Origin of the sequence: Campylobacter concisus, assembly GCF_003049735.1 — a bacterium.
In the GTDB taxonomy this organism is placed as follows: Bacteria; Campylobacterota; Campylobacteria; order Campylobacterales; family Campylobacteraceae; genus Campylobacter_A; species Campylobacter_A concisus_AN.
In genome coordinates, this window is sequence record NZ_PIRM01000005.1 from 57609 (window position 1) to 80351 (window position 22743).

Below are 22743 nucleotides of genomic sequence, written 5' to 3' on the forward strand. Positions count from 1 at the left end.
AATTATTTTCCAAAAATCCTATCATTTTTATATGTGTTAAATTTATGCAAAGGCGTTTGCAGGGTTGATATACCTTATGGTTAAATTTGATAGGCAAAATTTGGATGTGGTTTAAATTTAGTAAATTTTGGTCTTTACTTGCTGGAATTTACCCGCTTTGTTATCGCTCGTATGGATGTTGTGCTGAAAATATTTCTTGTGAGCTTACAAAATTTGAGTGCTTGCGTGAGTATTTTTAAGCTAAATTTTGCCTAATATCTAGCTAAATTTGGTAATGGGATATCGCTTTAATAATACTTTTTACAAAAAGCTTTGACTACTCTTGGTTTTATGTGGCGACCAAATTTGACGAGAAATTTGATTGTTCGTGGATTAAATGGAGCAAATTTTAATTTTTGCTTACTAGAATTTGCTTCATCCTTTTTCTGCCAACCATTACATGGGTACTTTGCTGAAATTCGACTAGGCAAGAGCTCACCTGAAAGAGTAAATTTGATAACTTCTTTTGAGTTGTAAATTCATGGTACCTGTGCGAGTGTTATAAGCTAAATTTCGCCTAGTAGCTGTATAAATTTGCTAAAAAATTCGCTTGTTTGTAGCTTAAATTTATAAAAGAGAATTTAGACTAGGTGAGCATAAATTTACTAAATTTTATAAGCTATTTCTTGGTAAAAATCAAATGTCCTATAATCTACTTGGATAAAATTTAGTGTTTGCTCATTCTCTGTCAGGACTTCTTCATTTTGCCTTGCTATATCGATGCCAGCTAACACTATAAAAATTTCTCGATCGCAACGCGCCCGCTACAAATTTCTTCATCTTTAAACAGCCACACATAAACATACCACTCGTGCAATCAAGCAAAAGTATCCATGGCAAAAACTTTCAAATTTGTTGCACAAACCTCGCGACTCCACCATTTGCTACCACGCCAGCTTTTTTGACAAAATTTCTATTAAATGCTCTAAAAATAGTAATCTGCTCGCCACCTTAGTATCAATATTTTAAATTTAGGCGAGCTTCAAATCCACATCTATCACACCACCACGAATTTGTCAAAACGAACGCTGTATAAAATACTTCAAACTAGCGTAAATTTGATAGTTTGTCAGTAAAATTTGCTATACAAAAGGCAAACTATCTTTTAGCTAAAAACCCAAACTTATTTCATATTGATTTACGTCCAAATTTAGCTTGGACGTAAATTTATAGAGCAAGAGCTAAAATCAGCCCTATACATATCCCTGATCTATCATCGCATCAGCCACTTTTCTAAAGCCCGCGATATTTGAGCCAAGTACCAGATTTCCCTCGTCGCCAAACTCCTTGCTAGTCTCGTAACTAAGCTCAAAGATATGATTCATTATACCGTGCAGCCTATGATCTACCTTTTCAAAGCTCCACGCGGTCATGCCGGCGTTTTGCATCATCTCAAGGCCCGACGTGCCCACGCCGCCTGCGTTTGCCGCCTTTGCCGGAGCGAAGTAAAAATCCTTTTGCGCGAGCATGAAATTTATCGCATCAAGCGTGCTTGGCATATTTGCGCCCTCAGCCACGAAGCGACAGCCGTTAGCATAAAGCGTCTTGATATCGGCTAGGTGAAGCTCGTTTTGCGTCGCGCACGGAAATGCCCCGTCGCACGGCACGTCCCAGACGCCGTTTCTGCCCTCTTTGTACTCGCTTACGCTTACGTATTTTGCGTTCGGTCTAAATTTGACGTATTCGCTAAGGCGCGCGCGTTTGACTTCTTTTAGCTCTTTAAGCACCGCTAGATCGATGCCCTCTGCGTCGTAAACGTATCCGTTTGAATCAGAAACCGTGATAGGTAGCGCGCCTACTTGATAGAGCTTTTCTACCGTGTATATGGCGACGTTTCCGCTACCGCTTATGCTGCACTTTTTGCCCTCGAGGCCAAGGCCCGCTTTTTGTAGCATATTTTGCGTAAAATAGACCAGTCCGTATCCGGTCGCCTCCGTGCGCGCTAGGCTGCCGCCCCAGTTTAGCCCCTTGCCCGTTAGTATCCCGTCAAATCTGCCCGTGAGTTTTTTATACTGCCCAAACATATAGCCGATCTCGCGCGCCCCCACGCCGATATCGCCTGCCGGTACGTCTACGGTGTTGCCGATGTGGCGGTATAGCTCGCTCATAAACGCTTGGCAAAAGCGCATTATCTCGCCCTCGCTCTTGCCTTTTGGATCAAAGGTGCTGCCGCCTTTTGCGCCGCCTATATTTACGCCCGTGAGCGAGTTTTTAAAAATTTGCTCAAATCCTAGAAATTTTAGCACTCCAAGATCAACACTAGGATGCAGTCTGATGCCGCCTTTATAGGGGCCCACGGCTGAGTTAAACTGTACGCGGTAGCCGTTATTTACCTGCGGTCTACCGTCGTCGCCCGTGTACGTGACGCGAAAGATCACAGTTCGTTCTGGTATCACGATACGCTCTAGGATCGCGTGTTTTTGGTACTTGCTCTCTCTTTTTATAAGCGGCTCGAGGCTGTTTAGCACCTCGGTCGCAGCCTGGACAAAGACGCCTTGACCCGGATTGGTCTTTTTTATCCACTCCATCGTTTTTTCGATGTACTCGCTCATTTTGGCTCCTATTCGTCAAATTTTCGTAGTTGAATATTAACTCTCCTAGAAAAAATTTTTATTTAAATTTATTTTTATATTTTTATTTTAGGCGATGAGCGTTACATATCGAAACTAAATTTATAAAATGTGATTTTCGTTTCGATCACTAGGATAAATTTATAAAAGAGATTTTAAGCTAAGAAGCCTAATTTTGCTAAATTTCATATGCCATCTCTTGCCAGAAAAGAGGTGCTTTATCATCTGCTTGGACAAATTTTAGGATTTGCTCGGTTGATGGCATAGCTTCATCATTTAGCCTTGCTATATCGATGCTAGCAAGCGCTATGAAAAATTTCTCAAAATCGCTTGCGACGCACCTGCTGCAAAGCTCCTTATCTCCAAGCAGCCATGCATAGACCGCGCCACTCGTGCAATCAAGCAAAAATATCCACGGATCACCCACGGCAAAAACTATCAAATTTAAAGGGCGAGCTTCACCTTGCCACCATTTGCCACCAAACTCATCTATGCTATTTAGCCGTACTAGCTCACTCGCGTAGTCGCCTCTAGAGCCAAATTTGACATTGCAAATTTCAAAATTTCCAAGGTCAAATTTGCTTAAAAGCTTTGTAAATTTAGCTGGGAAATTTACGCCAAGAGCCTTTTCTACGTTTTTAAGTGTTTGTGCGGTGGCTTTAACATCATTTTGAAGCAAGAGTCTCATGCCAGTCATACCCTCTTGCTCTAGTGGCAAGAAAATTTGATCTAACTTTTGAGCGATCTGATTTAACTTTAAAAACATATCAGTCCTTTAATCTGCTAAATTTTGGCAAATTTTATCAAATTTATTTCAGCGCACTTTTAAATTTGACCCATTTGTCGCCAAATTTAGACCACGATCTTCATAAATTTGTATGATACTTCCATAAAATCAAAGAGAATTTACCTTGTCTTGTTTCGTTTTTCTCTTTTGATTTTATAAAATTTCCATAAGCCCCTGCTTCATAAAAAAGTGTTTTACACTGTTCTTAAGATTTAGGGCTTATGGGTTAATGTTTCGATTAAAAATCTTAGTGCTTGACACTGAATACAAGAAAGAAACATAACCTAAATTTTATTCAGGAGTATCAAAAATGAAAAAAGCGTTTTTTTGTGGTGTTGATGTTTCTAAAGATAAAATCGACGTTTGTTTTTTAACTTCTATCACGAGTGAAAAAGCTAAATTTGAAACATTGCCTAATAACTATGAGCTTATCAAAGTTTATTTTGATAGTTTTAAAAATGATGAAATTTTAGTTGTTTTTGAAGCAACTTCAAATTATCATTTGGCACTTCAAAAGGCTTTATCTGATTTAGGTATTAGATATTGTGTTACAAACCCCTATAAATCATCTTTATTTTTAAAACATCTTAGCACTATAAAAACTGATACAAGCGATAGTTATGGCTTGGCTGTTTATGCTAGGACTTTTAAAAGCGAGATCGCGCCTGATAAGTATAATGCCGAGTATTTAGAGATAAAAAGTTACAATTCAACCTTAAATTTGCTCCAAAAAATAAATACTCAACTTAAAAATTTTAAAAGCTCTCAAAAAACTTTAAATAATAAAGTAATTGATGATGTTATCGCAAATCTTATAAAAGAGATTGCAAAACTTCAAGCTATGCTTCAAAAACTAGCTTTTGATCTTGTTAAAAAAGCTATTCCAGAAACCGAAGAGATCATTAAAGAAAATAAAGGTTTTGGCATTGATCTCGCTTTAAATTTATTTCCACAATTACACTTTAATAGGGATAAATCTGAAAAACAATTTATAAGCTTTATTGGTCTTAGTCCTAGAATTTTTCAAAGTGGTTCAAGCGTTCATAAAAGCCAAAAGATAAATAAAATGGGTAATTCTAATATAAGGCGTATTCTTTTTATGACTGCATTATGTGCAATTCGTTTTAACGCTAAATTTAAGTTACGCTATGAGCGTTTATTAGCTAACGGCAAAAAGAAGATGACTGCTATTGTTGCTGTTATGTGTGCGATAGTCCGTTATTTAAAAAGCTTATTCCCATTTAATCCAGAAATAAAGGCTATTTAATGAAAAAAATTCATTATAAGCTAATCTTTTCAGTTCTTGAAATCCTATCATCTAAAAATTCTTTAACAAGGGCTGATATATGCGATCATTTAAAGATTAGCAAAGCTTATCTTTCTCAAATTATTAGTAATAGATATTTAATAAAAAATCAAATTTTTTCAAAAAGGATAAAACAATGGCAAAAAATGCAACAGCTCCATTAATGGACAGCACAAGCGAAAATCTTTATAGAGAAATTTATCAATCTCTCAACCAAAATTTAGATTATTTCGAGCAAAAGATTAAAGTCTTAAAGACTAAAAAGATCGATGGTAAGCAAAAGCTAGATAAAGATAACAATCCCATTATAAACGAGTTTGGAGAGTTTGAAAAGTGGGATGATAGTTATATGATAACTTTTGTAGCTCTTAATAGTGGCGGAGAACATTCTACAAGAATAACACAAGAACAATATCTAGATTTAAAAGAAGATGAAGTATATATTGCTAGCGGTAAGATCGAATATAGGCTTTATAAGGACGCTTATAATTCAACTCCAGTTATTGTTTTTAATAAATTTGTCCCTGCGATTGATAGTTTTGTCACAGCGATGCTAAAAATGGAAGCACTTAAAAATGGCTCGAATGCTTGAAAAATAGGGGCTAAACCTTAGCCCCGTGCCTAGACTATCAGCAAGGTTAGGCGGGACAAGCTGGGTTTTATTAAAGGTTTAAAAATGATATATAAAGACGATAGATTTAAAATACTTCATCAAGGTATCGATACTTTAGTTATAGGCGTAAATTGTATTGATGAAAAATTTTTTAATACAACTTTTTCAAGCTTTATTCGTAAGATCGCTACACTAAAACAACAAGCACAAAATTTACGCACATTTGGCGAAAAGTATATTTTGGATGATTTGGGCTTTGATTACGGAAAATTTAAAGTATCAAGTAAAGGCTTAGGTCAATATTTTGGATATTTTTCAAACGATGATATATTTTGCACCATTTCAGATACTAAATTTAAGCCAAAAGGGCTATATCATTTAAAAATTCAATTTAGAAGCATATTTTTACTTAAATATGGACACGTTAGAGCCTATGAGCTTGTAAATAAATTTTTAAGTGATATATTTAAAGAGCATTTTAAGGTAAGTGTTTTAAGGCTCGATCTTGCAACCGATGTAACTGGCATAAAATATACTCCACAAGATTTTTTACAATTTAGAAGTTTAAAAAGAGTTTCTAACTATTCAGATCAATATAAAAAAGATGACGATGATTTAATAATTGATGAAAATTCGCCAGTTTTTAATGATATAACCGAAATTAATGTCAATAATTTTATGCGTTTTACTCGCTTTGAAGGTGTAAGCTTTGGAAAAAATCCACATATGTTCAGGGTTTATGACAAAATAAAACAAGTTCAAAGCAAAAATATTTCAACTTTAATTTTCACAAAATGGGAAATAAATGGCTTTAATCCTGCTGTTGATATGTTTGTATTTAGACACGAAGCGGAGTTTGGGCGATCTGCAATAAAAAGATTAATCCCTATTAATGAAAGTGATGAAATTACTTATATTTTTAATCATTTGGGGGCTTTTTGGTCGCAAGGGCTTAGTATTTGTAAATGGTATGATCTAACTGATGATGAAATTAATCGTTTAACTGCTGGCATTATTCAAAGTGATAGTGCAAGAAAAATTTATCAAAGATGCGATTTTGATGATAATAGGCTTAAATTTTGGGATATGCTCTTGCCTTGGGGCGATGATAAATTTAAAGCTCTTACTATGCACGATCTTATTCAGTCAAAGGATATTAAAAAAGCAAAAATGGCTTTAAAAGCCTTTGTAAGTGCTGTTTATACTAATTTGGGTGTTAGCGGTGAGAATTTTTTATATGTTTTTACTGAAACGCTTAAAGATCTTGAAAATGATGGCTTAACTCTTCACGAATACGGCTTATCAAAGCTTGCAGGCAATTTTTTGAAAAATGAAAAAACTATAAAAAATCAAAATTTAGATATAGATAATCCCCTTTTTGATGTTTTTAACGCTTCTTTAAATGATTTTTTTGTTGCCATTAGCAAAATAAGAAATGATGATTATATCCATCCTATAACGAATGCTTTAAAGGGGTTTCAATGCAAAAATTAAACGCTTATGGTCTTTTGGTGTGTGAATTATTAGATAGTGGCAAGGATGTTATTTGTATTGATATTAAATGTCCTATCGTTAAAAGGCTTTATGCCAAAAAGCTTGGTTTTATTTGGGCTGATATTGTTATTGGTAGTAGAAAGGCTTTTTTCTCGGCTCTTGATGAATTAAATATTCTTTTTATTCAAACAAATTTGAAAAAGCTATTAGATAGCAAAGGTTATTCTTTGCGAAATGGTCGTAAATATATTTTTGCTGTTAAACAGCCTAGATTAGATTTATTTTAAAAAAGGGTTATGAAATGTTAAATATTATTAAAAATTTAGGTGCTTTCTCTTTAAGTGATAGTGGTTCTTTAATAAATAGTCTTAGTCAGTATCAGCCTTGTAATTATTCTTTAGATGATATTAAAACTATTCATCGTTGTAATGCTAATGATCCGATATATCTTAAAGATATTTATTCTAATCAAATTTTCGTTAAATTGTTTGATTTTTTGGTTTATGGTGGCGATGATGAATTTTTTATTTGTGATTGTATTTTAAATCCTTTAGATGTTTCTGATATACGTTTTGCTATCTCTGGTCTTTATGTTGAAATTGAAAAGAAAGATATACCAAAGGGGCATAAGTTTCTCTCTTCTGACTTTAATCTAGCTAATATTTTTTCTTCTGCTCTTCTTGATTTGCCATTTTCAACTATACAAAGTGATATTACTTTAGGAGCTTTTTCTAAAGGTCAAATCGTTCAAATTAAAGATTTTAGCTTGCCTTTTTATGTTTTAGGTTGCTCTTTATTACAACTTGGTCTTAATAAATTTATTCTTTTTTATGATGTTTTTTGCCTTGATTATGAATTAGTAAAACTTGGTGTTTTTAGTGTTCGCCGAATTTTTGTTCCAGCTGGTTTAGTTAGACCATTTAAGTTTGATAAAACATTTTATAAGTATGTGATTGCTTTATATGCTTATATTTTTAAGAGTTCTGCCGTTAATTCTCTTGATTTATCTGATGTTGTTAAACAAATTTTTGAATATTCTGGCGAAGAAGATTTATTTAGTTTATTTTTAAGATTACGTAATGAAGCTGTTGAAAAGCAAGCTAAATCCGAAAGTAACGAGCCACCTATTTATTTATAAAGAAAGGGATTTTAAATAATGTATTCTGGTATTACTCAAGCTATTAGTAAAGTTAGTCAAGTTAATAGCGCTTTAAAAGCTGGTGGGGTTGCTGGTGCTATTGGTGCTGGTGCTAATTTTGATTTAAAAGATAACTCTGTTACTGATATAACTGCTCTTGGTATTTGGGGCTTAAAAAATGTTTATAATAGTTTTTTTGATAAAAAAGAAAGTGTTGATGTTGATAAAAATATAAAAGAGCTTAGTGAATATTATGCTAAACAACGTGAAGCTAAAGCAATAGACGCACAAAAAGAAAAAGAAAAGCCTAAAGAAGATAATTTACCTAAGCCATCTGATAACGATAAGCCTAGTAGTGTCCCCTTAACTTTACTTGGTGTTTTAGATCAGCAAAATCATATATTAAAGCTTATGTCTTTAAATTTAGCTGTTTTAGGTGCTGTGAAAAATAATGCTTTTGATAAACAAGCTAGCGTTAAAAAAGACAATTTATATAATCAATCTCCAGAAATTCAAGGGCGTGTTACATTTGATAGAAAAACTGGGTATTGGGTTGATCCTACTACTAAGACGCTTTATAATCCTTATACTGGCGATCGTATATACGATAATGCTTCGTCAAATACTGGCAGTAATTCCGCTGTTTCTACTGGTGTAGATTTTAAAGAAGTGTTAAAATCTCAAGAAAAAATTAATAGTGAAATTTCTAAATATATCTCAACTATTGGCGAAAATCAAAAAGTATATAATCAAAATTTAGAAAAGCTTGTTGTTAATTCTAAAGAGTATTCGCAAGCTATGAAAGATGGTTTGGCTGGTGTTAAGCTTAAAGCCAGTGTTGCTGTCGATAATAATTTAAACGCTTCTTTGGCTATTAATAAGCCAGTTGAAATTACTTTACCTAGTTCTTATGTCGATAATCAAAAAATACTTAGTGATAATTCAACTAAAACGCTTGAAATTTATAAAGAAAAAGCTGATTTTGATAAAACTGATGTTGCGATTAAAGACCTTGATGGTAATATTGTTGCAACTACTTCGCCACGTGCTATTGCTTTATCTCGTCAAGCTGTTCAAACTCGTGTTTTAACTGATGAAAATAATTTTGAATTAGATAGTGACGCTTTAAATTTATTTGATATACCTATCCCAAATTTTAAAGATCTGTTTGATACTGAATTACCTAGTAAAACTTTACTTAAGGATTTAAAATAATGGCTGATAAACGTTCTGAAGCTGGAAGAATTTTAAAGCTTGGCATTGATGAAATGTTTGAAGACTTAACCTATAGCGTTGCTTACGATCAAGTTTTAAGTAGGCTTAAAAATAGTGGTATGGACGATGGAATTTTAAAGGATGCAATAAATAGTGGTATTACTATTATGTTTAGTGCTGCTTTAGTCAAATATATTCAGCTACAAGAAAAAGTCGTTGATAAGATTATGAGTGTTGTTTATGCTGGTGTTGTAGCTTTACTATCTCCTTTAGGTAAATACGCTAAAAATAAGCTTAGCAATATAAAAGGCACTAAACTTAATAGGATGCTTGGTTTTTTAACTGGTAATTTTTCTGATCGTGTTGGTGTTGCTAAAGTGTTGGTCGAATGTGGTAATCAAGTAATTAACGCTAATAATTCTAATAGTTCAGCACTCCAAAATGTCAATACCGTTATTAATCAACGTCAGCATATTTTAGAAACTAAAAATCAAGAATTTAATTATGCAAAAGCAAAGGTTGATAATATAAATCAAACACTACTTTTTAAGCTTTTTAGTTCTCGCTTTACTCCGCAAGATAAAGAAATTCTTAGGCGTATAACTGGAAGTGATAAGATTGATATTGACGCTTTAAATCACGTTGCTGATTTTATGTTTGTTACTGATGATGCTGGTAACGTTTTGGGGCTTAGTGAAATGTTTATTACTATGATGAATGGACTAGGCTATTTTAATGGAAAGGATAAAAAGCATGGCTCTTGATTGTGAAAAAGCTTTTGAAGAAGAAATGAAAAAGTTTGATAGTATTGGTGCTTGTCTTGCTCGTATTGAAAAAATATTAACTGACAAATTAAAAGATAAAAAAGATGATAAAAGCGGTTTAGCATCTTTGGATGAAACAAATCGTCTTTTAAAAATTCTTTGCCACGATCTTGTAGGTAAAGAATAATGGTTTCTTTGCTGTGTGGTTGCTGTAATAAGAAAAAAGATTTTACTTTTTATATTGAGAGAGTATTATTTTTTCGTTCTAGTACTGAAAATTTAAATGCTAGTATTGATGAAGAATATGATAAGAAAGATGCGCTTTTTGATTGCGGTTTTTTTGGTAATAGTTGTATTCGTGATAAGCGTATTTCTTCTCTTTTTGGTCTTGGCTTTTATTTTTCTGCTTATACTAATTCTAGCATTAAAAAGGCTAATGTCCCTTTACATATGCATTATAATAGCGATGATGCTGATGATTATGAATATAGGGTAGGCACTGATTTTTTAACTCCATCTGGCAAGATCAATATTATGGATTTGCCTAGCTCTTCTGAAATTTCTTCTTATTTTGATAGTAATTTATTCTTTTCTTTTAGTGATCGATCTGATTACTTTTATTTTTGTATTCCTGCATCTTTTAATTATGCAAAATATACCAGCCGTCTATCTTTTTCTGATTTTTCTTGTTATTCATCTTCTAGCCCTTTTTTTAGAAGTGATCTTCATCTTGGTCTTTTGGATTGTGACTATACTGGTATTCATACTGAAGCTTTTAATCTTTTTTCTCTTTTTTCTAGTTTTGTTAATAAATCTTTTGTTTATGAATTTTCTGATTTTATTAATGTATTTGAAAATTCTCTCTCTTCTTTTTATTCTCAATTTTATAGCGATGTAACTAACTTTAATTTACAACACCGCTATTTATCAGTTTATCGATTTTCAAAAAAGGAGTATTATGCCTATCTACAAAATTACACAACAGCAAGGCAATAGGGTTATCACTTCAACGCTTGAAGCCAAAAGTGTTTCCGATCTAATTGCTTTTTTAGATGCTGTTTCTACTGCTGAAATTAAGTATATTTATAAAGTCGAGTTTGAAACTCAAAAAACTAATTTTCCGTCTGATGACTTCAATTACAATAAGCAATTTAAAGCTTTTGTATCTAATAAAAATCGTATGTGCAAGCAAATTTTAATTCATAACGTAAAAAAGACTAAAAACGAAGCTGAAATATCTGCTTTAATTAAAACACATTTAGAAGTAGGCGGACTTGCTGTAAAGGGTGTTTCTTGTTCACTCTTTATGGATAAGTAAAAATTTAATAATTTGTCTTTATAATTATTTCTTTACATAAAAAGGAGTTGCTTATGATTAGAAAAATTGTTGCTTTTTGTTTGTTTTTTAATATTTCTTTCGGATCTAATTATTTTGATAATTTAAAAGAGTCTTTTATTAATATGTCAGATGTTGAAGCATCTGAATTTATTTGTAAAAATTATCCTTATGTTGTTATGGCTTCTGGTCGTTCTTATCTTAAGGGGTCTATTTGTTATGTCGATTATTCTCTTTATGATGATAAAAAATTGGCTGAAGCTGAAAACGTTTTAAATTATAAATTTTGTAATTATGATGAGTTGAAAGCATTTTTACACTCTAAAGGCTCTTTAGAAGTTAAATTTTATGGATCAAATAAAAATTTACTCAAAACTATCCGCTATAATAAAGTTTCACGTATCCCTTGTTCTTTGATAAAATTTTAAATTTTTTTTCTGTGTTCTTCTTGATAGATATTGTCCCCCCTCCCAAACACGGCGCCCCACCGCTCTGCGGTGTGTGCCGTGTTTTCTTTTCTCCCCTTTTAGTTTATTCTCTTTTTATTATCTTTTTTCTTTCTCGATCTTTTTATCTTTTTTAGTTGTTTTTTTGTTTGCGTTGTGGCGATAGTTTCTGCGATTGCTCGAATATCTTAAAACTTATAATTATGTCTTTTTGCTAGCTATCGCCACGCAAACACTACGCGGACGAAAAACGCGAAAGCGTTTTGAGCGTGCTGAAGCGTCCTTAATCTAACCTTAATTATTTAACTTTCTCTTTTTTGCTTAATATTCTCTTGTTTAAAACGTTTTAACAAAAACAAGCAAATTTAAAAATGTCGAATGACAAAAGAAAGGATAAAAAAAATGTTAAGACAAACAATAGACGGACTTTATGCAAAAAGTCTTACTTTTTCTAGTGGTAGTGATGAAGACGCTTTACTTCCGCTTTTAGCTGGCAAAGTTGAAAGTTATTCAGTCTTTGGCGATGGTGGCACTGCTTTAGCTTCAACACCTGATCCACTTAATCGTAAAAATGTGATCGTTGGTGCTAAAACTGCGACTGGTAGAATTTCTACTATGGTAACTATCCCACACGTTAAACAAAGTTATATGTTTCAAAATTTTCTTTCTGATTTTACTGGCAAATTAGATGCAAATTATGATACTGCTGTTAAATGCGATTATGTAACTTTGAAATTTGATAGACTTTAAGGAGTAAGAGATGTCTAAATGTTTAGTTAAAAATACAATAAATAATAGAACTTATGGCTTTGCTTTGCCGTGCGGTGGTGCTGAAGCTAAAGCATTTTGTGATAATGCTCTTGAAGGAACTTATGTAATACTTTCTCGTGCTAATGAGCAAGGTAATTCAAGCGAAGCAAGCGTTATTGAATATACTATTACTGGTAAAAATGCGGCTGGCAATAAAACTACTTTTAGCTTTTATACTAAGCCTAGCGTTGATGAAGCTCAGATTAAAACCGCTTTAGCTGGTAAAACATTTAATGGTGTTAAATTTGATGAAATTTACGTTATCAGTGCTAAAAAAGCAAAATAATGTTTTCAATGTTAAAATTGAGCTCCCTATTTAATGGGGGGCTAATTATCCACCTTTTTAATTATCTTGCTTTATTCCTTTATATTTTTATTTTAAAAGATGATATTAAAGATCTTATCTCTGAAACTACTACATTAAAAACTAATTTAGCAATTGAAAAACAAAATACTGAAAACGCTTTTTTAATTATTGATAATCAAAATTTAAAAATTAAGCAATTAAAAATAGATAGCGAAAAAATATCTAAAGAAAATAATATTTTAAATCAAAAATTACAAAAACGTTTTAGCACTATCGAAACACCTAAAACGGACGACTGCTTAAGTAAGCTAAAATTTTACGATACTTTACTTTTAGAGTTTAGCAATGGCAATTATTCCAAATAAACTATTTTTCTTTTTCTTGCTGTCTTATCTTGTTTTGTTTGTTGGCTGTTCTGCAAAATCTTCACAAGGTGCTATTAAAGAAGCTTATATGCCTATAGAATGTAACGTAACAATTCCAGATAAGCCTGCTTTTGATCCATTAAATCCAGAAAGTTTAAAAGATTTAATTATTTACTGCATACGAATAGAAGATTTATTAAAAGGCTGTGTAAATGGACAATTTAAACAAGGACGATAATTATTTAATTTTGGTTCTTTTTGTTGGATTTATAGCATCAATTTTAAATCTTGAAACTAAAGATTTTTCTAAAATCAAATATAAAATTTTATCTTATTTGCTTAGTTTTTTAAGTTCTATGTTTTTGTGTTGGATTAGCTATGAAATATTTTTTTTCTTTCTAAACAATATTAGGGTTTCGGTTGCTCTTGCTGGTTTTGTAACTTGGCGTGGCACTGATTGGATATATTCAAAAATTGATAAAGCTTTAGATAAAAGGATAGAAAGGAATTAAGATGACACTTGGCGAACATCAAGAAGCTTTTATGAAAGACGTTGAAAAACTTTTAAATTATCTTCATTCTAATGGATACTCTATAAGGGGCGGCGAACTAGAAAGGACACAAGCCCAGCAAGAAATTTATTATAATAGTGGTAAAAGTAAAACTATGAATTCTAATCATCTAAAAAGATGTGCGATAGATTTACATATATTTAAAAATAACGTTTGGTTACAATCAAAGCTAGAATTACAAGATATTGGCAATTATTGGGAGAGTTTAAATACTCTTAATCGTTGGGGCGGTAATTTTAAAAACTTTATTGACGTTCCGCACTTTGAAAGAAATTGTTAAAAATCTCTTGACTTCTATCTTAAAATCTTAAGAAGCTGGCAGAGATAACTAAGAAAACTAGCAATCACTAAATGTGAGATGTTATAAAGATTAATGATGATGTAACTTAGCTTGTTAAAGTCGCGTAGCCCATAAAAGAGATTTATGACGATGCTAAAATATACGAACCTGAGGGCTTTTGCGTACGAATGAGCTCGCCACTTATAGTGGAGTGTAAAGAAATTTGGACGGTGCAGCATTCAAAAGTGGAGCAAAAGATGAAAATTTAAATGATGGCGTGCCATCTAAAGATCATAGCGCAAGGATAGGCAAAACTATCTGGTGGCTAAAGCTTGGCACACATCTCTACACGCCAGTTTACCTGCGTGAGGGGTGCTTTACTTTGGCGCCGCTGGCAATAACGGACATCTCTATGCCGTTTAGGCGAAAAGTGGCGGGGTGATATTTAAATTTAAAACAAGTGACGTGGAGCATTTTGCTTTAGTTGATGGCCAAATTTTGCTTGCAAACCGCAAAATAAGCCAGTTTTGATGAGTGCTAGAGATGGCTTGCTATTAAAAGAGATAGAGTTTGAGAAATTTAGACTTAGCACAGATCAGATCATACTAGTAAGCGGTGGCAAGCTCTATGCTATGGTAAATGATAAAGCTAAGACGCACGCAGTTTACGCGAGAATTTAGCCTTGGCGAAATTTGTCGCCAAAGCCGAAATTAGATAAATTTATCTCTTCTTTTTATATCTTTTTATCGCTTCTACGATGACCTCTTCTAGATCGTCGTTTGGCTCTTTGTTCATATCATCATAGGTGTTTTCAAGGATAGTTTTTAAGTTTTTCTCAACGTAGCTAGTATCGAAAAATCCTCGTCTAAACTCCTTACTTTTGCTGATCGTTAGCAAAAATGGGATGATCGTTCGCACACCCTCAATGGTAAATTCTTCAAGTGCTCTTTCAAGCTTATTTACCGCGAGGTCATAGTCAGTCGCTTTGACGATCAGCTTTGCGATCAATGAGTCATAAAATGGCGGTATAGTGTAGTCTTTATAGACGTGACTATCGACACGCACAGATGGTCCAAGAGCTGGATAGTAGCCCTCGATCGTGCCTGGTGCTGGGATGAAATTCTCCCAGACATTTTCAGCCGTGATCCTAGCCTCTATCGCGTAGCCTCGTGGCTTTATATCACTTTGCTCGATTTCTAAAATCTCGCCAGCTGCGATCCTTATCTGCCTAACGACAAGATCATGTCCTGTGATCTCTTCAGTGATGCCGTGCTCCACTTGGATACGGGTGTTCATCTCCATAAAGTAAAAGTTATTGTAGTCATCTAGCAAAAACTCGATCGTTCCTACGTTTGAGTAGCCCACAGCCTTTGCAGCGGCCACCGCAGTCACACCCATGATCTTTCTTAAATTTTCACTGATCGATGGGCATGGTGCGATCTCAATGATCTTTTGGTGGCGCCTTTGGATAGAGCAGTCACGCTCGCAAAGGTGGATGATATTGCCGTAGTTATCACCTAAAATTTGAAACTCGATGTGGCGAGGATTTACGACAAGCTTCTCCATAAAAACTTCATCGTTGTTAAAGTAGGTCTTTGCTTCTCTGGTGCACGACTCAAAGGCATCTTGCATATCTTCTTCTTGCCAGACCTCTCTAATGCCACGTCCGCCTCCGCCTCCACTTGCTTTTAAGATGACTGGGTAGCCGATGCGTCTAGCGTGCTCTTTTATAGCGTCCATGCTCTCGTCATTTAGCTTTTCAGTGCCAGGCACGATTGGTATGCCGTTTCTCTTCATTAGGTATCTTGCGATATTTTTATCACCCATTTTTCTGATCACTTCAGCCTTTGGACCGATAAAGATAAGCCCAGCGTCCTCGACCGCCTTTGCAAATTCGTAGTTTTCGCTTAAAAAGCCGTATCCTGGGTGTATCGCGTCAGCTCCGCACTCTTTAGCAAGCTTTACGATAGCTTTGGCGTCAAGATAGCCCTTGATCGGATCTTCGCCCACTTGATAGGCCTCATCAGCTATCCTTACATGCAAGCACTCGCTGTCTGGCGCTGTGTAAATTCCTACGCTTTGTATGTGTAAATCCCTACAAGCTCTGACTATCCTAACTGCGATCTCACCACGATTTGCGATAAGAATTTTATGTATCATAGGCTATCCTTTTTGAGTTTTGCTTATCATATAACTATTCGTTTTATTTTTAGATAAATTTATTAAGTCTGGTTTTAAAATTTGAGTGCAAAGGCTAAATTTACACTCAAATTTTTCTATCTATTGATGATTTGTGGAAAAGGTGTGGCTAGGGCTTTTTTACTAAAATCTTGCGACTCGATCGTGAAATTTGTAGCAAATCTTTGAATGCCCTCTTTTTTATAAGCGCGCCTTTGGATGGTAAAAAGGACTAAATTTCCGCCTTGTTTGGTGTAGCGATATATCGAGTGCTCAGCTGTTGGCACACCATTTAGGTTTGAAAATATCGTGATATCAAGATAAATTTCATTTGCCAGCGAGCCCTTTTTATAAGCCACTTTTAGCCCTTTTGCTTTTAGTTCTTTTAGATCATTTATCTTTTGCTCGACTGCTTGCTCTGGCGTAGCGTCAAATTTAAGCGTATTTAGCGAGAGCATATAGCTAAAACTATCTAGCTTTTCGCCAGGGAGTAAGTACTCCTGTGTGAATAAATTTGGCACAGGCTTGGCTGAATATGCTAGTGAATATAGTCTGTTGTCAAATTTTATCTGCACCGGCTCAAAGTACTGAGTAGCCGCGAGCAAGAGCGCTGGCAAAGCGATAAATGCTAAAAATTTCTTCATCAAATTCCCTTAAAATGGATTTACTATCATGACCCAGATGATGATAAGCATCGCGATAGTTGGCACTTCGTTGTAAGCTCTAAAGAAGATGCCACTTTTGTTACAGCGTTTTTCTTTGAGCTGCTTCATGTAGCGTCCAAGGTCTAGGTGATAGATGGACATTAAGATGACAACTAAAATTTTGACATGGATGTGACCAGTTTTTATAAGATCAGGCATCGCGATAAGTATCAAAATGCCAGTGACAAATGAGCCAATGAGCGCGACCCAGCCGATGTAGTGATACATCTTGTACTCCATCACTTCGACCACTTTTACAAAGTCAGGTTTGTCCATGTTTTCTACGTGATAAACGTAGAGCCTTGGCTGATAAAACAGCACTGCCATCCACGATATGAAAAACAAATAGTGGAGGTATTTTAAGTAAAGATAATATTCTGCCATAACGTCTCCTTATCTAAAAAGTATCTCTTTTCTAGCTTCAAATTCAGCCTTGCTGATCACACCACTCTCAAAAAGCTCATAAAGTCTTTTTAAGTCGTCCTCTTTATCTTTTAGTTTTAGTCTCTCTTTTAGCTCGTCCTTTTGTAAATTTTTATCCACACCACTGCCGACTAAAAATGCGTCGATGATCCACCAGATAAACCAGATAGCTAAAAATATATATCCAACAAGGATGATTTGCAAAGAGTAGCCGATAAAAAATAGTCCCATCATCAAAAAGCCAGTGATAAATTTACCAAGGTAAATTCTATGCGCTCCAAGCCAGCCAGTAAGCAGCCAAAGCGCGTATGCGACGTAGATATTATTTCCCACTCTCTCTCCTTTTTCTAAAACTTTGCCAAAGTATCATCACGACGCAAAGATCGATCATCACATCAGCGAAGTTAAAGACCGCAAAGTTAAACCACTTATGCCAAAAGACATAATCCACGACGCCGCCATGGATAAATCTATCTGTGATATTTGAGCTGCCAGCTCCTAGCAAAGCTCCAAGCCAAATGGCATGCGAGCAAAGCAGTTTTTTTTCAACGACTAGATAGACAAAAACGCCTAAAATGAGGGCTATCTGGATAAATTTCAGCCACTCATCTAAAAAGGCAAACATCGAAAATGCAACGCCCTTATTATATGTAAGAACTAGCGAGAAAAACTCGCCCTCCCACGAAAAACCATCTATAAATATCATTTTTATCGCTTGATCAACGATAAAAATGACAAAAAACGCGATGAAAAATTTAACTAAGTTTTTACGCATTTAGGGCTTTTACAAAAAATTTCTCAACTTCATCCATGCGTTTTTCAACTAAAGTTTGATTTTTACCTTCAAGCAAAAGTCTGATCAAATTTTCAGTGCCAGAGTATCTAAAGAGCGATCTTATGCCCTCTTTTGCAAGGCTAGCCTCAAGCTCTTTTAGTCCCTCTATCTTATCAAGCGGCTTTTTCTCTGTGATCTTTAAATTTAGCAAAATTTGTGGATATGGCTTTAGCTCGCCAAAAATCTCGCTAGCTTTTTTACCTTTTTTAAGCATCATAGCAACTACTTGCATCGAAGTAACAAGGCCGTCGCCAGTCTTGGCGTAGTCGTTAAATATCACGTGACCGCTTTGCTCACCACCAAAATTTATACCATTTTCTTTCATCATTTCAAGCACGTATTTATCGCCTACGTTTGAGCGAAGTAGTTTGATCTTATGAGCTTTTAGATAGTCATCAAGTGCGGCATTACTCATCACCGTAGCCACGATGGCTCCACCTTTTAGCGCCTTTTGCTCGTGTAAAAATGCAGCCAACGAGCCAAGTATCGCATCTCCATGCACAACTTCGCCGTTTTCATCGACAACGACAAGCCTGTCAGCATCGCCGTCAAATGCAAAGCCGATGTCAGCACGAAGCCTTTTTACCTCGCTTGCTAGATCTTCTGGGTGAAGTGCGCCGCAGTTTTGGTTAATGTTGCTACCATTTGGCTCGTCGTTTATGACGATGACATCAGCTCCAAGCTCGCTAAATACGGTTGGTGCGACCTTGTAAGCAGCTCCATTTGCCACGTCTAAAACTACTCGTAAATTCTTTAAATTTAACTCTTTTGGGAATGAATTTTTGATCTGCACGATATATCTGCCGATAACGTCGTCAATTCTCTTGTTTGCTCCGATCTCCGTCATCGTCTTTTGAGCGTTTGCGATGAGCTCATCGTCGTAGAAAATTTTCTCTATCTCAGCTTCTATTTTTTCATCAAGCTTGTTACCAAAGCTATCAAAAAATTTGATGCCGTTGTCGTAGTATGGGTTGTGCGATGCGCTTATCATGATACCAGCGTCACAGCGCATATTTTCTGTTAAAAATGCGATTGCAGGTGTTGGCATAGGGCCTATTTGAAGGACGTTGTAGCCAACTGCAGTCAGCCCCGCAACGATGGCAGTTTCTATCATATAACCGCTTTTTCTAGTATCTTTTCCAACCAAAATCACATTTGTCGCTGAAGTTTTTCTAAAATAGATTCCAGCTGCCATTGCAAGACGCATAGATGTTTGAGCCGAAAGCTTCTCACCAGCCTTACCACGAACTCCATCCGTTCCAAATAGTTTCATAAATTTATCCTTTTTATTATAAAATTGTGCTATTTTATCAGAATTTACCTAATTTAAAATCTAAAATTTTACTTTCATTAAGGATGACTTAAATTAAGGTTAAATTTATTATATCTTTAATATAATCACCGACTAAAATTATTCAAAAAGGTATATTATGGCAAACCATAAATCTGCTGAAAAAAGAGCTAGACAAACTATAAAAAGAACAGAAAGAAATAGATTTTACCGCACAAGACTTAAAAATATCACAAAAGCAGTGCGTGTAGCCGTAGAAGCTAAAGATCTAAATGCTGCAAATGAAGCTTTAAAAGTTGCTAACAAAAGCATCCACAGCTTCGTAAGTAGGGGTTTTTTGAAGAAACAAACTGCTGCTCGCCGTGTTAGTCGTCTTGCACAATTAGTAAATACTCTAAAAGCTGCTTAATCTATAAAATTTAATGTTTGCTGATAAACTTTATCCATTTTTGGATCGCTATAATGAAATTTCTACGCTTCTTAGCGATCCAAATATAGCAAACGATATCGAAAAGATGACAAAACTCTCAAAAGAGCAATCATCTATCGAGCCGGTTGCATCTGCTGCAACAAAATATCTACAAATTTTAAACGACATTGATGAGAATAAAGCCTTACTAGATGACTCTGAGCTTGGAGAGCTTGCAAAAGACGAGCTTAAAAATTTAGAGATTTCAAGAGAGAAGCTTGAAGAAGAGATAAAAATTTTACTTCTTCCAAAAGATCCAAACGATGATAAAAATATATTTTTAGAAATTCGTGCAGGTACTGGTGGCGATGAGGCCGCGCTATTTGTTGGAGATCTTTTTAATGCTTACATTAGATATGCGGAGCTTCGAGGATATAAATTTGAGATCGTTAGCCAAAGCGAAGGCAATACTGGTGGCTTTAAAGAGATCATCGTGCTTATAAAAGGCAAAGGTGCTTACTCAAGGCTAAAATTTGAAGGTGGCACTCATAGAGTTCAGCGTGTACCAGAGACTGAGAGTCAGGGTAGGGTGCATACTTCAGCTGTGACTGTGGCTATTATGCCAGAGGTTGAGGATAGTGAGATCGAGATCAATCCAAATGATATAAGAGTTGATGTGATGAGAAGCTCAGGTCATGGCGGTCAGTCGGTAAATACAACCGATAGTGCCGTTAGGATCACGCATATACCAACAGGCCTTGTTGTAACAAACCAAGATGGCAAGAGCCAACACAAAAACAAAGAAGCTGCGATGAAGGTGCTAAAGGCTAGACTTTATGAGCTTCAAGAGCAAGAGAGACTTGCAAAAGAAACTAGTGAGCGAAAGAGCCAAGTTGGCACTGGGGATCGTTCTGGCAGGATAAGGACATACAACTATCCGCAAAACCGCATAAGCGATCACCGTATAAATTTAACACTTTACCGCCTTGATGCGATTATGGCTGCGGGATTATTTGACGAGATCATCGAGCCACTTATTACACATTATCAAGCAGAAGCCATGCTAGAAGCTGGCATTTAAACTTTCAAATTTTTACTTCAAATTTTATAATTTATTTCTTTACCTAAAAATATTACTTTAGCTTAAAATACTTTTAAATTTATCATGCTTTAAAGTCAAATTTACAAGAATTTTACAAAAATAGATATTTAGAAGTAGTAGTTAGTAATATTTTTTCTCATTTTTTTCGAAATAATATAAATTAAATTTTTAGATTTTATTTCTTAAATAGCGATTTATAGGGCATTTAAAAGTATAAAATTTTTATTTTTGATATTATAATTTTGTATAAATAGTTTTTAAGTTTTGCTTAATAATTCTACCTTACAATTTCACCATAATTTAATTCAAAACAAGGAGACAAAATGTCAATAAGTGCAAGAAATCAACTAAATGTTGAGATCACAGAGGTAAGAACAGGTGCGGTAAATTCGCTAATATCTGCTAAGCTTGCAGGCGGTGAGGTGCTAAAAGCAACTGTTACGGTTGATAGTGAAAAAGGTCTTGATCTTAAAGTTGGAAAAAAAGCTATCTTTTTATTCAAAGCTTCAAGCGTTATCGTTTCAAAAGATGATAGCATCAAGCTTAGCGCTACAAACCAAATCAAAGGTGTTGTTAGCGAGATAAAAGACGGAGCTGTAAATGCTGAAGTTATTATCGATGTAAATGGCAGCAAAATTTCAGCTATCATCACAAGAGAGTCAGTTAGCAGCCTAGCTTTAAAAGCGGGAGATAAAGTAACTGCTATCATTAAAGCAACTCAAATCATAGTTGGTGTTAAATAATTTATGGAGCAATTTTGCTCCGCTCTTCTAAACTAAATTCTATTCTTAAGCTAAAATCTAAAATACTCTAAAAATTATCAGCCAAGTTATAAATTTAAAGAAGTTGTAGTAAATATTTTTAAAGCTATTTACTTAAAAATTTATAGCTAAAATTTATATTATTTTTTACTTTTATAACCTATCTGTCATTTTACGCAGAGCGTGACATACCAAAGTTCACCATACAATGGGCGGGTTAAATATCAACACAAAAGCCCAAGTCATAAGCTCTCAAACGGCTATGCCTATACCAAACTATATGCATCTGGCGAGAATATAGGTGGCGTTCATGAGCCACAGCCGTCTAGGGTCGTCGTTATAACTGACCGCTTGACATTTAGCATAATCACTGCTAAGACTATCTGCTAAAACTAACTATAAATTTTTAAATCTATAAACTCCATTTTTCACTCTCTCAAAAATTTTCTTCTCTTCAAGCAGCTTAAAGGTATTTATTACGGTTGGTTTGCTCACATCTAGCTTTTCACAAATTTCTGAAATTTTTACTACGATAAAGCCATTTTCATCACAGCTTCTAACTAGCAAATTTATAATTTCTACCTTTTTCTAGCCAATTATTGCCTTGTAAATCTCTTCATTCATGCTAGCTCCAAATTTTATATCCTATCGCCACGCACCAAAGCGCGCCACATAGGAAATTTGCGATCATCACAGCCGTACTTCCTGCATCTTTTGCCGCCTTTGCTAGGGCGTGATAGTCTAGGCTTGCAAGATCAGTTACTCGCTCTAAGCCCGAGTTTAGGCACTCGCAAACTAGCACAAATGCCATGCTAAAGATCAAAAATAGATTAAATATAAGGTCAAAATTCCAGAAAAATAGCGATAGTGTCGCTAATAAAAATATACAAATTTCTATCCTAAAACTCTTTTCGTTTTTGAAAATTTCAGCCAAACCCTCTCTTGCGTAGCCAAAATTTTTAAAAAATTTATACTCTGGCTGGTTTCTCATAATTTTC

35 protein-coding genes are annotated in these 22743 nt (G+C 34.7%); 25 read left to right on the forward strand and 10 right to left on the reverse strand.

What is annotated here, in order from left to right; translation table 11 throughout:
* Nucleotides 1–86 precede the first annotated feature (86 nt).
* On the forward strand, nt 87–239 hold the full coding sequence (locus CVS97_RS09255; RefSeq protein ID WP_159070044.1) for a hypothetical protein: 153 nt from the start codon (nt 87–89) through the stop codon (nt 237–239).
* 993 nt (nt 240–1232) lie between these two features.
* On the opposite strand, the gene gdhA is transcribed toward CVS97_RS09255, so the two are convergent.
* Together gdhA and CVS97_RS08190 are read right to left on the reverse strand one after the other, a co-directional pair.
* Entirely contained in the window at nt 1233–2591 is a 1359-nt protein-coding gene (gene gdhA, locus CVS97_RS08185) for an NADP-specific glutamate dehydrogenase (RefSeq protein ID WP_103588547.1), read from the reverse strand.
* A 196-nt stretch (nt 2592–2787) separates the two neighbouring features.
* A complete protein-coding gene (locus CVS97_RS08190; RefSeq protein ID WP_107785733.1) occupies nt 2788–3375 on the reverse strand; it encodes an SMI1/KNR4 family protein in 588 nt (195 codons plus the stop codon).
* A 331-nt stretch (nt 3376–3706) separates the two neighbouring features.
* On the opposite strand from CVS97_RS08190, the gene CVS97_RS08195 reads away from it, so the two are divergent.
* The 20 genes from CVS97_RS08195 to CVS97_RS09355 all read left to right on the forward strand — a co-directional run bounded on the left by CVS97_RS08195 (nt 3707) and on the right by CVS97_RS09355 (nt 14722).
* On the forward strand, nt 3707–4663 hold the full coding sequence (locus CVS97_RS08195) for a transposase (RefSeq protein ID WP_107785734.1): 957 nt from the start codon (nt 3707–3709) through the stop codon (nt 4661–4663).
* A complete protein-coding gene (locus CVS97_RS08200) occupies nt 4663–4866 on the forward strand; it encodes a MarR family transcriptional regulator (RefSeq protein ID WP_084041358.1) in 204 nt (67 codons plus the stop codon). The genes CVS97_RS08195 and CVS97_RS08200 overlap by 1 nt, the downstream gene beginning before the upstream one ends.
* The gene (locus tag CVS97_RS08205; protein ID WP_103560109.1) at nt 4839–5294 is read left to right on the forward strand and encodes a hypothetical protein; all 456 of its coding nucleotides are present in this window, start codon (nt 4839–4841) and stop codon (nt 5292–5294) included. Before CVS97_RS08200 ends, CVS97_RS08205 begins: the two co-directional genes overlap by 28 nt.
* 84 nt (nt 5295–5378) lie before the next feature.
* Complete coding sequence (locus tag CVS97_RS08210) at nt 5379–6809, forward strand: hypothetical protein (protein WP_107785735.1); 1431 nt, start codon at nt 5379–5381, stop codon at nt 6807–6809.
* On the forward strand, nt 6797–7096 hold the full coding sequence (locus tag CVS97_RS08215; protein ID WP_107785736.1) for a hypothetical protein: 300 nt from the start codon (nt 6797–6799) through the stop codon (nt 7094–7096). Before CVS97_RS08210 ends, CVS97_RS08215 begins: the two co-directional genes overlap by 13 nt.
* 14 nt (nt 7097–7110) lie before the next feature.
* Complete coding sequence (locus tag CVS97_RS08220; RefSeq protein WP_107785737.1) at nt 7111–7947, forward strand: hypothetical protein; 837 nt, start codon at nt 7111–7113, stop codon at nt 7945–7947.
* Between the two features lie 18 nt (nt 7948–7965).
* Nucleotides 7966–9162 carry a hypothetical protein gene (locus CVS97_RS08225; protein WP_107785738.1) on the forward strand — a complete coding sequence of 399 codons (1197 nt, stop codon included), beginning with the start codon at nt 7966–7968 and terminating at the stop codon, nt 9160–9162.
* Nucleotides 9162–9926 (forward strand): hypothetical protein, encoded by a 765-nt coding sequence (locus CVS97_RS08230; protein WP_107785739.1) that lies wholly within the window; start codon nt 9162–9164, stop codon nt 9924–9926. Before CVS97_RS08225 ends, CVS97_RS08230 begins: the two co-directional genes overlap by 1 nt.
* Nucleotides 9916–10113, forward strand: coding sequence for a hypothetical protein (locus tag CVS97_RS08235; protein WP_103577382.1), 198 nt, complete (start codon nt 9916–9918; stop codon nt 10111–10113). The genes CVS97_RS08230 and CVS97_RS08235 overlap by 11 nt, the downstream gene beginning before the upstream one ends.
* Nucleotides 10113–10922, forward strand: coding sequence for a hypothetical protein (locus CVS97_RS08240; RefSeq protein ID WP_107785740.1), 810 nt, complete (start codon nt 10113–10115; stop codon nt 10920–10922). The genes CVS97_RS08235 and CVS97_RS08240 overlap by 1 nt, the downstream gene beginning before the upstream one ends.
* Nucleotides 10885–11244 carry a hypothetical protein gene (locus tag CVS97_RS08245; RefSeq protein ID WP_072594639.1) on the forward strand — a complete coding sequence of 120 codons (360 nt, stop codon included), beginning with the start codon at nt 10885–10887 and terminating at the stop codon, nt 11242–11244. Before CVS97_RS08240 ends, CVS97_RS08245 begins: the two co-directional genes overlap by 38 nt.
* 53 nt (nt 11245–11297) lie before the next feature.
* Nucleotides 11298–11690, forward strand: coding sequence for a hypothetical protein (locus CVS97_RS08250; RefSeq protein ID WP_072594640.1), 393 nt, complete (start codon nt 11298–11300; stop codon nt 11688–11690).
* A gap of 420 nt (nt 11691–12110) precedes the next feature.
* Nucleotides 12111–12458, forward strand: coding sequence for a hypothetical protein (locus CVS97_RS08255; RefSeq protein WP_085658459.1), 348 nt, complete (start codon nt 12111–12113; stop codon nt 12456–12458).
* Between the two features lie 10 nt (nt 12459–12468).
* Nucleotides 12469–12804, forward strand: coding sequence for a hypothetical protein (locus CVS97_RS08260; protein WP_107785741.1), 336 nt, complete (start codon nt 12469–12471; stop codon nt 12802–12804).
* Nucleotides 12804–13190 carry a hypothetical protein gene (locus tag CVS97_RS08265; RefSeq protein ID WP_103644413.1) on the forward strand — a complete coding sequence of 129 codons (387 nt, stop codon included), beginning with the start codon at nt 12804–12806 and terminating at the stop codon, nt 13188–13190. The genes CVS97_RS08260 and CVS97_RS08265 overlap by 1 nt, the downstream gene beginning before the upstream one ends.
* Complete coding sequence (locus tag CVS97_RS08270) at nt 13171–13428, forward strand: hypothetical protein (protein ID WP_103580282.1); 258 nt, start codon at nt 13171–13173, stop codon at nt 13426–13428. The genes CVS97_RS08265 and CVS97_RS08270 overlap by 20 nt, the downstream gene beginning before the upstream one ends.
* Nucleotides 13403–13702 (forward strand): hypothetical protein, encoded by a 300-nt coding sequence (locus CVS97_RS08275; protein WP_107785742.1) that lies wholly within the window; start codon nt 13403–13405, stop codon nt 13700–13702. The genes CVS97_RS08270 and CVS97_RS08275 overlap by 26 nt, the downstream gene beginning before the upstream one ends.
* Nucleotide 13703: 1 nt before the next feature.
* Nucleotides 13704–14042, forward strand: a complete 339-nt coding sequence (locus tag CVS97_RS08280; RefSeq protein WP_107785743.1) for a M15 family metallopeptidase — start codon at nt 13704–13706, stop codon at nt 14040–14042.
* A 223-nt stretch (nt 14043–14265) separates the two neighbouring features.
* Nucleotides 14266–14484 (forward strand): hypothetical protein, encoded by a 219-nt coding sequence (locus CVS97_RS09350; RefSeq protein ID WP_199905989.1) that lies wholly within the window; start codon nt 14266–14268, stop codon nt 14482–14484.
* An 88-nt stretch (nt 14485–14572) separates the two neighbouring features.
* Complete coding sequence (locus tag CVS97_RS09355; protein ID WP_199905988.1) at nt 14573–14722, forward strand: hypothetical protein; 150 nt, start codon at nt 14573–14575, stop codon at nt 14720–14722.
* 40 nt (nt 14723–14762) lie between these two features.
* On the opposite strand, the gene CVS97_RS08290 is transcribed toward CVS97_RS09355, so the two are convergent.
* From CVS97_RS08290 to glmM, 6 genes are all read right to left on the reverse strand, one after another.
* A complete protein-coding gene (locus CVS97_RS08290; RefSeq protein WP_054195976.1) occupies nt 14763–16202 on the reverse strand; it encodes an acetyl-CoA carboxylase subunit A in 1440 nt (479 codons plus the stop codon).
* Nucleotides 16203–16318: 116 nt separating this feature from the next.
* Nucleotides 16319–16864: a hypothetical protein gene (locus tag CVS97_RS08295; RefSeq protein WP_084109737.1), complete on the reverse strand. Its 546-nt coding sequence runs from the start codon at nt 16862–16864 to the stop codon at nt 16319–16321.
* A gap of 9 nt (nt 16865–16873) precedes the next feature.
* Nucleotides 16874–17308 (reverse strand): CopD family protein, encoded by a 435-nt coding sequence (locus CVS97_RS08300; RefSeq protein WP_084109736.1) that lies wholly within the window; start codon nt 17306–17308, stop codon nt 16874–16876.
* A gap of 9 nt (nt 17309–17317) precedes the next feature.
* Nucleotides 17318–17680 carry an NINE protein gene (locus tag CVS97_RS08305; RefSeq protein ID WP_107785744.1) on the reverse strand — a complete coding sequence of 121 codons (363 nt, stop codon included), beginning with the start codon at nt 17678–17680 and terminating at the stop codon, nt 17318–17320.
* The gene (lspA, locus tag CVS97_RS08310) at nt 17670–18122 is read right to left on the reverse strand and encodes a signal peptidase II (protein WP_107785745.1); all 453 of its coding nucleotides are present in this window, start codon (nt 18120–18122) and stop codon (nt 17670–17672) included. Before lspA ends, CVS97_RS08305 begins: the two co-directional genes overlap by 11 nt.
* A complete protein-coding gene (gene glmM, locus CVS97_RS08315; protein WP_087578184.1) occupies nt 18115–19455 on the reverse strand; it encodes a phosphoglucosamine mutase in 1341 nt (446 codons plus the stop codon). The genes lspA and glmM overlap by 8 nt, the downstream gene beginning before the upstream one ends.
* 157 nt (nt 19456–19612) lie before the next feature.
* Here glmM and rpsT point away from each other — a divergent pair, with 157 nt between their 5' ends.
* The 4 genes from rpsT (at nt 19613) to CVS97_RS09470 (ending at nt 22135) form a co-directional block, all read left to right on the forward strand.
* The gene (gene rpsT / locus CVS97_RS08320; RefSeq protein ID WP_004317319.1) at nt 19613–19882 is read left to right on the forward strand and encodes a 30S ribosomal protein S20; all 270 of its coding nucleotides are present in this window, start codon (nt 19613–19615) and stop codon (nt 19880–19882) included.
* 13 nt (nt 19883–19895) lie between these two features.
* The gene (gene prfA / locus CVS97_RS08325; RefSeq protein WP_107785746.1) at nt 19896–20963 is read left to right on the forward strand and encodes a peptide chain release factor 1; all 1068 of its coding nucleotides are present in this window, start codon (nt 19896–19898) and stop codon (nt 20961–20963) included.
* 344 nt (nt 20964–21307) lie between these two features.
* Nucleotides 21308–21727, forward strand: coding sequence for a TOBE domain-containing protein (locus CVS97_RS08330; protein ID WP_054195983.1), 420 nt, complete (start codon nt 21308–21310; stop codon nt 21725–21727).
* Between the two features lie 201 nt (nt 21728–21928).
* On the forward strand, nt 21929–22135 hold the full coding sequence (locus CVS97_RS09470; protein WP_234399725.1) for a hypothetical protein: 207 nt from the start codon (nt 21929–21931) through the stop codon (nt 22133–22135).
* A 6-nt stretch (nt 22136–22141) separates the two neighbouring features.
* Here CVS97_RS09470 and CVS97_RS08335 read toward each other — a convergent pair whose 3' ends face one another.
* Nucleotides 22142–22321 carry a replication/maintenance protein RepL gene (locus tag CVS97_RS08335; protein ID WP_234401433.1) on the reverse strand — a complete coding sequence of 60 codons (180 nt, stop codon included), beginning with the start codon at nt 22319–22321 and terminating at the stop codon, nt 22142–22144.
* 49 nt (nt 22322–22370) lie between these two features.
* Nucleotides 22371–22736 carry a diacylglycerol kinase gene (locus CVS97_RS08340; protein WP_107785747.1) on the reverse strand — a complete coding sequence of 122 codons (366 nt, stop codon included), beginning with the start codon at nt 22734–22736 and terminating at the stop codon, nt 22371–22373.
* Between the last annotated feature and the right edge of the window lie 7 nt (nt 22737–22743).

Bases quoted from the DNA above. Each gene is read 5' to 3' on its own strand.
- gdhA (WP_103588547.1), bottom strand. From the start codon at position 2,591: ATGAGCGAGTACATCGAAAAAACGATGGAGTGGATAAAAAAGACCAAT.
- CVS97_RS08190 (WP_107785733.1), bottom strand. From the start codon at position 3,375: ATGTTTTTAAAGTTAAATCAGATCGCTCAAAAGTTAGATCAAATTTTC.
- CVS97_RS08195 (WP_107785734.1), top strand. From the start codon at position 3,707: ATGAAAAAAGCGTTTTTTTGTGGTGTTGATGTTTCTAAAGATAAAATC.
- CVS97_RS08200 (WP_084041358.1), top strand. From the start codon at position 4,663: ATGAAAAAAATTCATTATAAGCTAATCTTTTCAGTTCTTGAAATCCTA.
- CVS97_RS08205 (WP_103560109.1), top strand. From the start codon at position 4,839: ATGGCAAAAAATGCAACAGCTCCATTAATGGACAGCACAAGCGAAAAT.
- CVS97_RS08210 (WP_107785735.1), top strand. From the start codon at position 5,379: ATGATATATAAAGACGATAGATTTAAAATACTTCATCAAGGTATCGAT.
- CVS97_RS08215 (WP_107785736.1), top strand. From the start codon at position 6,797: ATGCAAAAATTAAACGCTTATGGTCTTTTGGTGTGTGAATTATTAGAT.
- CVS97_RS08220 (WP_107785737.1), top strand. From the start codon at position 7,111: ATGTTAAATATTATTAAAAATTTAGGTGCTTTCTCTTTAAGTGATAGT.
- CVS97_RS08225 (WP_107785738.1), top strand. From the start codon at position 7,966: ATGTATTCTGGTATTACTCAAGCTATTAGTAAAGTTAGTCAAGTTAAT.
- CVS97_RS08230 (WP_107785739.1), top strand. From the start codon at position 9,162: ATGGCTGATAAACGTTCTGAAGCTGGAAGAATTTTAAAGCTTGGCATT.
- CVS97_RS08235 (WP_103577382.1), top strand. From the start codon at position 9,916: ATGGCTCTTGATTGTGAAAAAGCTTTTGAAGAAGAAATGAAAAAGTTT.
- CVS97_RS08240 (WP_107785740.1), top strand. From the start codon at position 10,113: ATGGTTTCTTTGCTGTGTGGTTGCTGTAATAAGAAAAAAGATTTTACT.
- CVS97_RS08245 (WP_072594639.1), top strand. From the start codon at position 10,885: ATGCCTATCTACAAAATTACACAACAGCAAGGCAATAGGGTTATCACT.
- CVS97_RS08250 (WP_072594640.1), top strand. From the start codon at position 11,298: ATGATTAGAAAAATTGTTGCTTTTTGTTTGTTTTTTAATATTTCTTTC.
- CVS97_RS08255 (WP_085658459.1), top strand. From the start codon at position 12,111: ATGTTAAGACAAACAATAGACGGACTTTATGCAAAAAGTCTTACTTTT.
- CVS97_RS08260 (WP_107785741.1), top strand. From the start codon at position 12,469: ATGTCTAAATGTTTAGTTAAAAATACAATAAATAATAGAACTTATGGC.
- CVS97_RS08265 (WP_103644413.1), top strand. From the start codon at position 12,804: ATGTTTTCAATGTTAAAATTGAGCTCCCTATTTAATGGGGGGCTAATT.
- CVS97_RS08270 (WP_103580282.1), top strand. From the start codon at position 13,171: ATGGCAATTATTCCAAATAAACTATTTTTCTTTTTCTTGCTGTCTTAT.
- CVS97_RS08275 (WP_107785742.1), top strand. From the start codon at position 13,403: ATGGACAATTTAAACAAGGACGATAATTATTTAATTTTGGTTCTTTTT.
- CVS97_RS08280 (WP_107785743.1), top strand. From the start codon at position 13,704: ATGACACTTGGCGAACATCAAGAAGCTTTTATGAAAGACGTTGAAAAA.
- CVS97_RS09355 (WP_199905988.1), top strand. From the start codon at position 14,573: ATGAGTGCTAGAGATGGCTTGCTATTAAAAGAGATAGAGTTTGAGAAA.
- CVS97_RS08290 (WP_054195976.1), bottom strand. From the start codon at position 16,202: ATGATACATAAAATTCTTATCGCAAATCGTGGTGAGATCGCAGTTAGG.
- CVS97_RS08295 (WP_084109737.1), bottom strand. From the start codon at position 16,864: ATGAAGAAATTTTTAGCATTTATCGCTTTGCCAGCGCTCTTGCTCGCG.
- CVS97_RS08300 (WP_084109736.1), bottom strand. From the start codon at position 17,308: ATGGCAGAATATTATCTTTACTTAAAATACCTCCACTATTTGTTTTTC.
- lspA (WP_107785745.1), bottom strand. From the start codon at position 18,122: ATGCGTAAAAACTTAGTTAAATTTTTCATCGCGTTTTTTGTCATTTTT.
- glmM (WP_087578184.1), bottom strand. From the start codon at position 19,455: ATGAAACTATTTGGAACGGATGGAGTTCGTGGTAAGGCTGGTGAGAAG.
- rpsT (WP_004317319.1), top strand. From the start codon at position 19,613: ATGGCAAACCATAAATCTGCTGAAAAAAGAGCTAGACAAACTATAAAA.
- prfA (WP_107785746.1), top strand. From the start codon at position 19,896: ATGTTTGCTGATAAACTTTATCCATTTTTGGATCGCTATAATGAAATT.
- CVS97_RS08330 (WP_054195983.1), top strand. From the start codon at position 21,308: ATGTCAATAAGTGCAAGAAATCAACTAAATGTTGAGATCACAGAGGTA.
- CVS97_RS08340 (WP_107785747.1), bottom strand. From the start codon at position 22,736: ATGAGAAACCAGCCAGAGTATAAATTTTTTAAAAATTTTGGCTACGCA.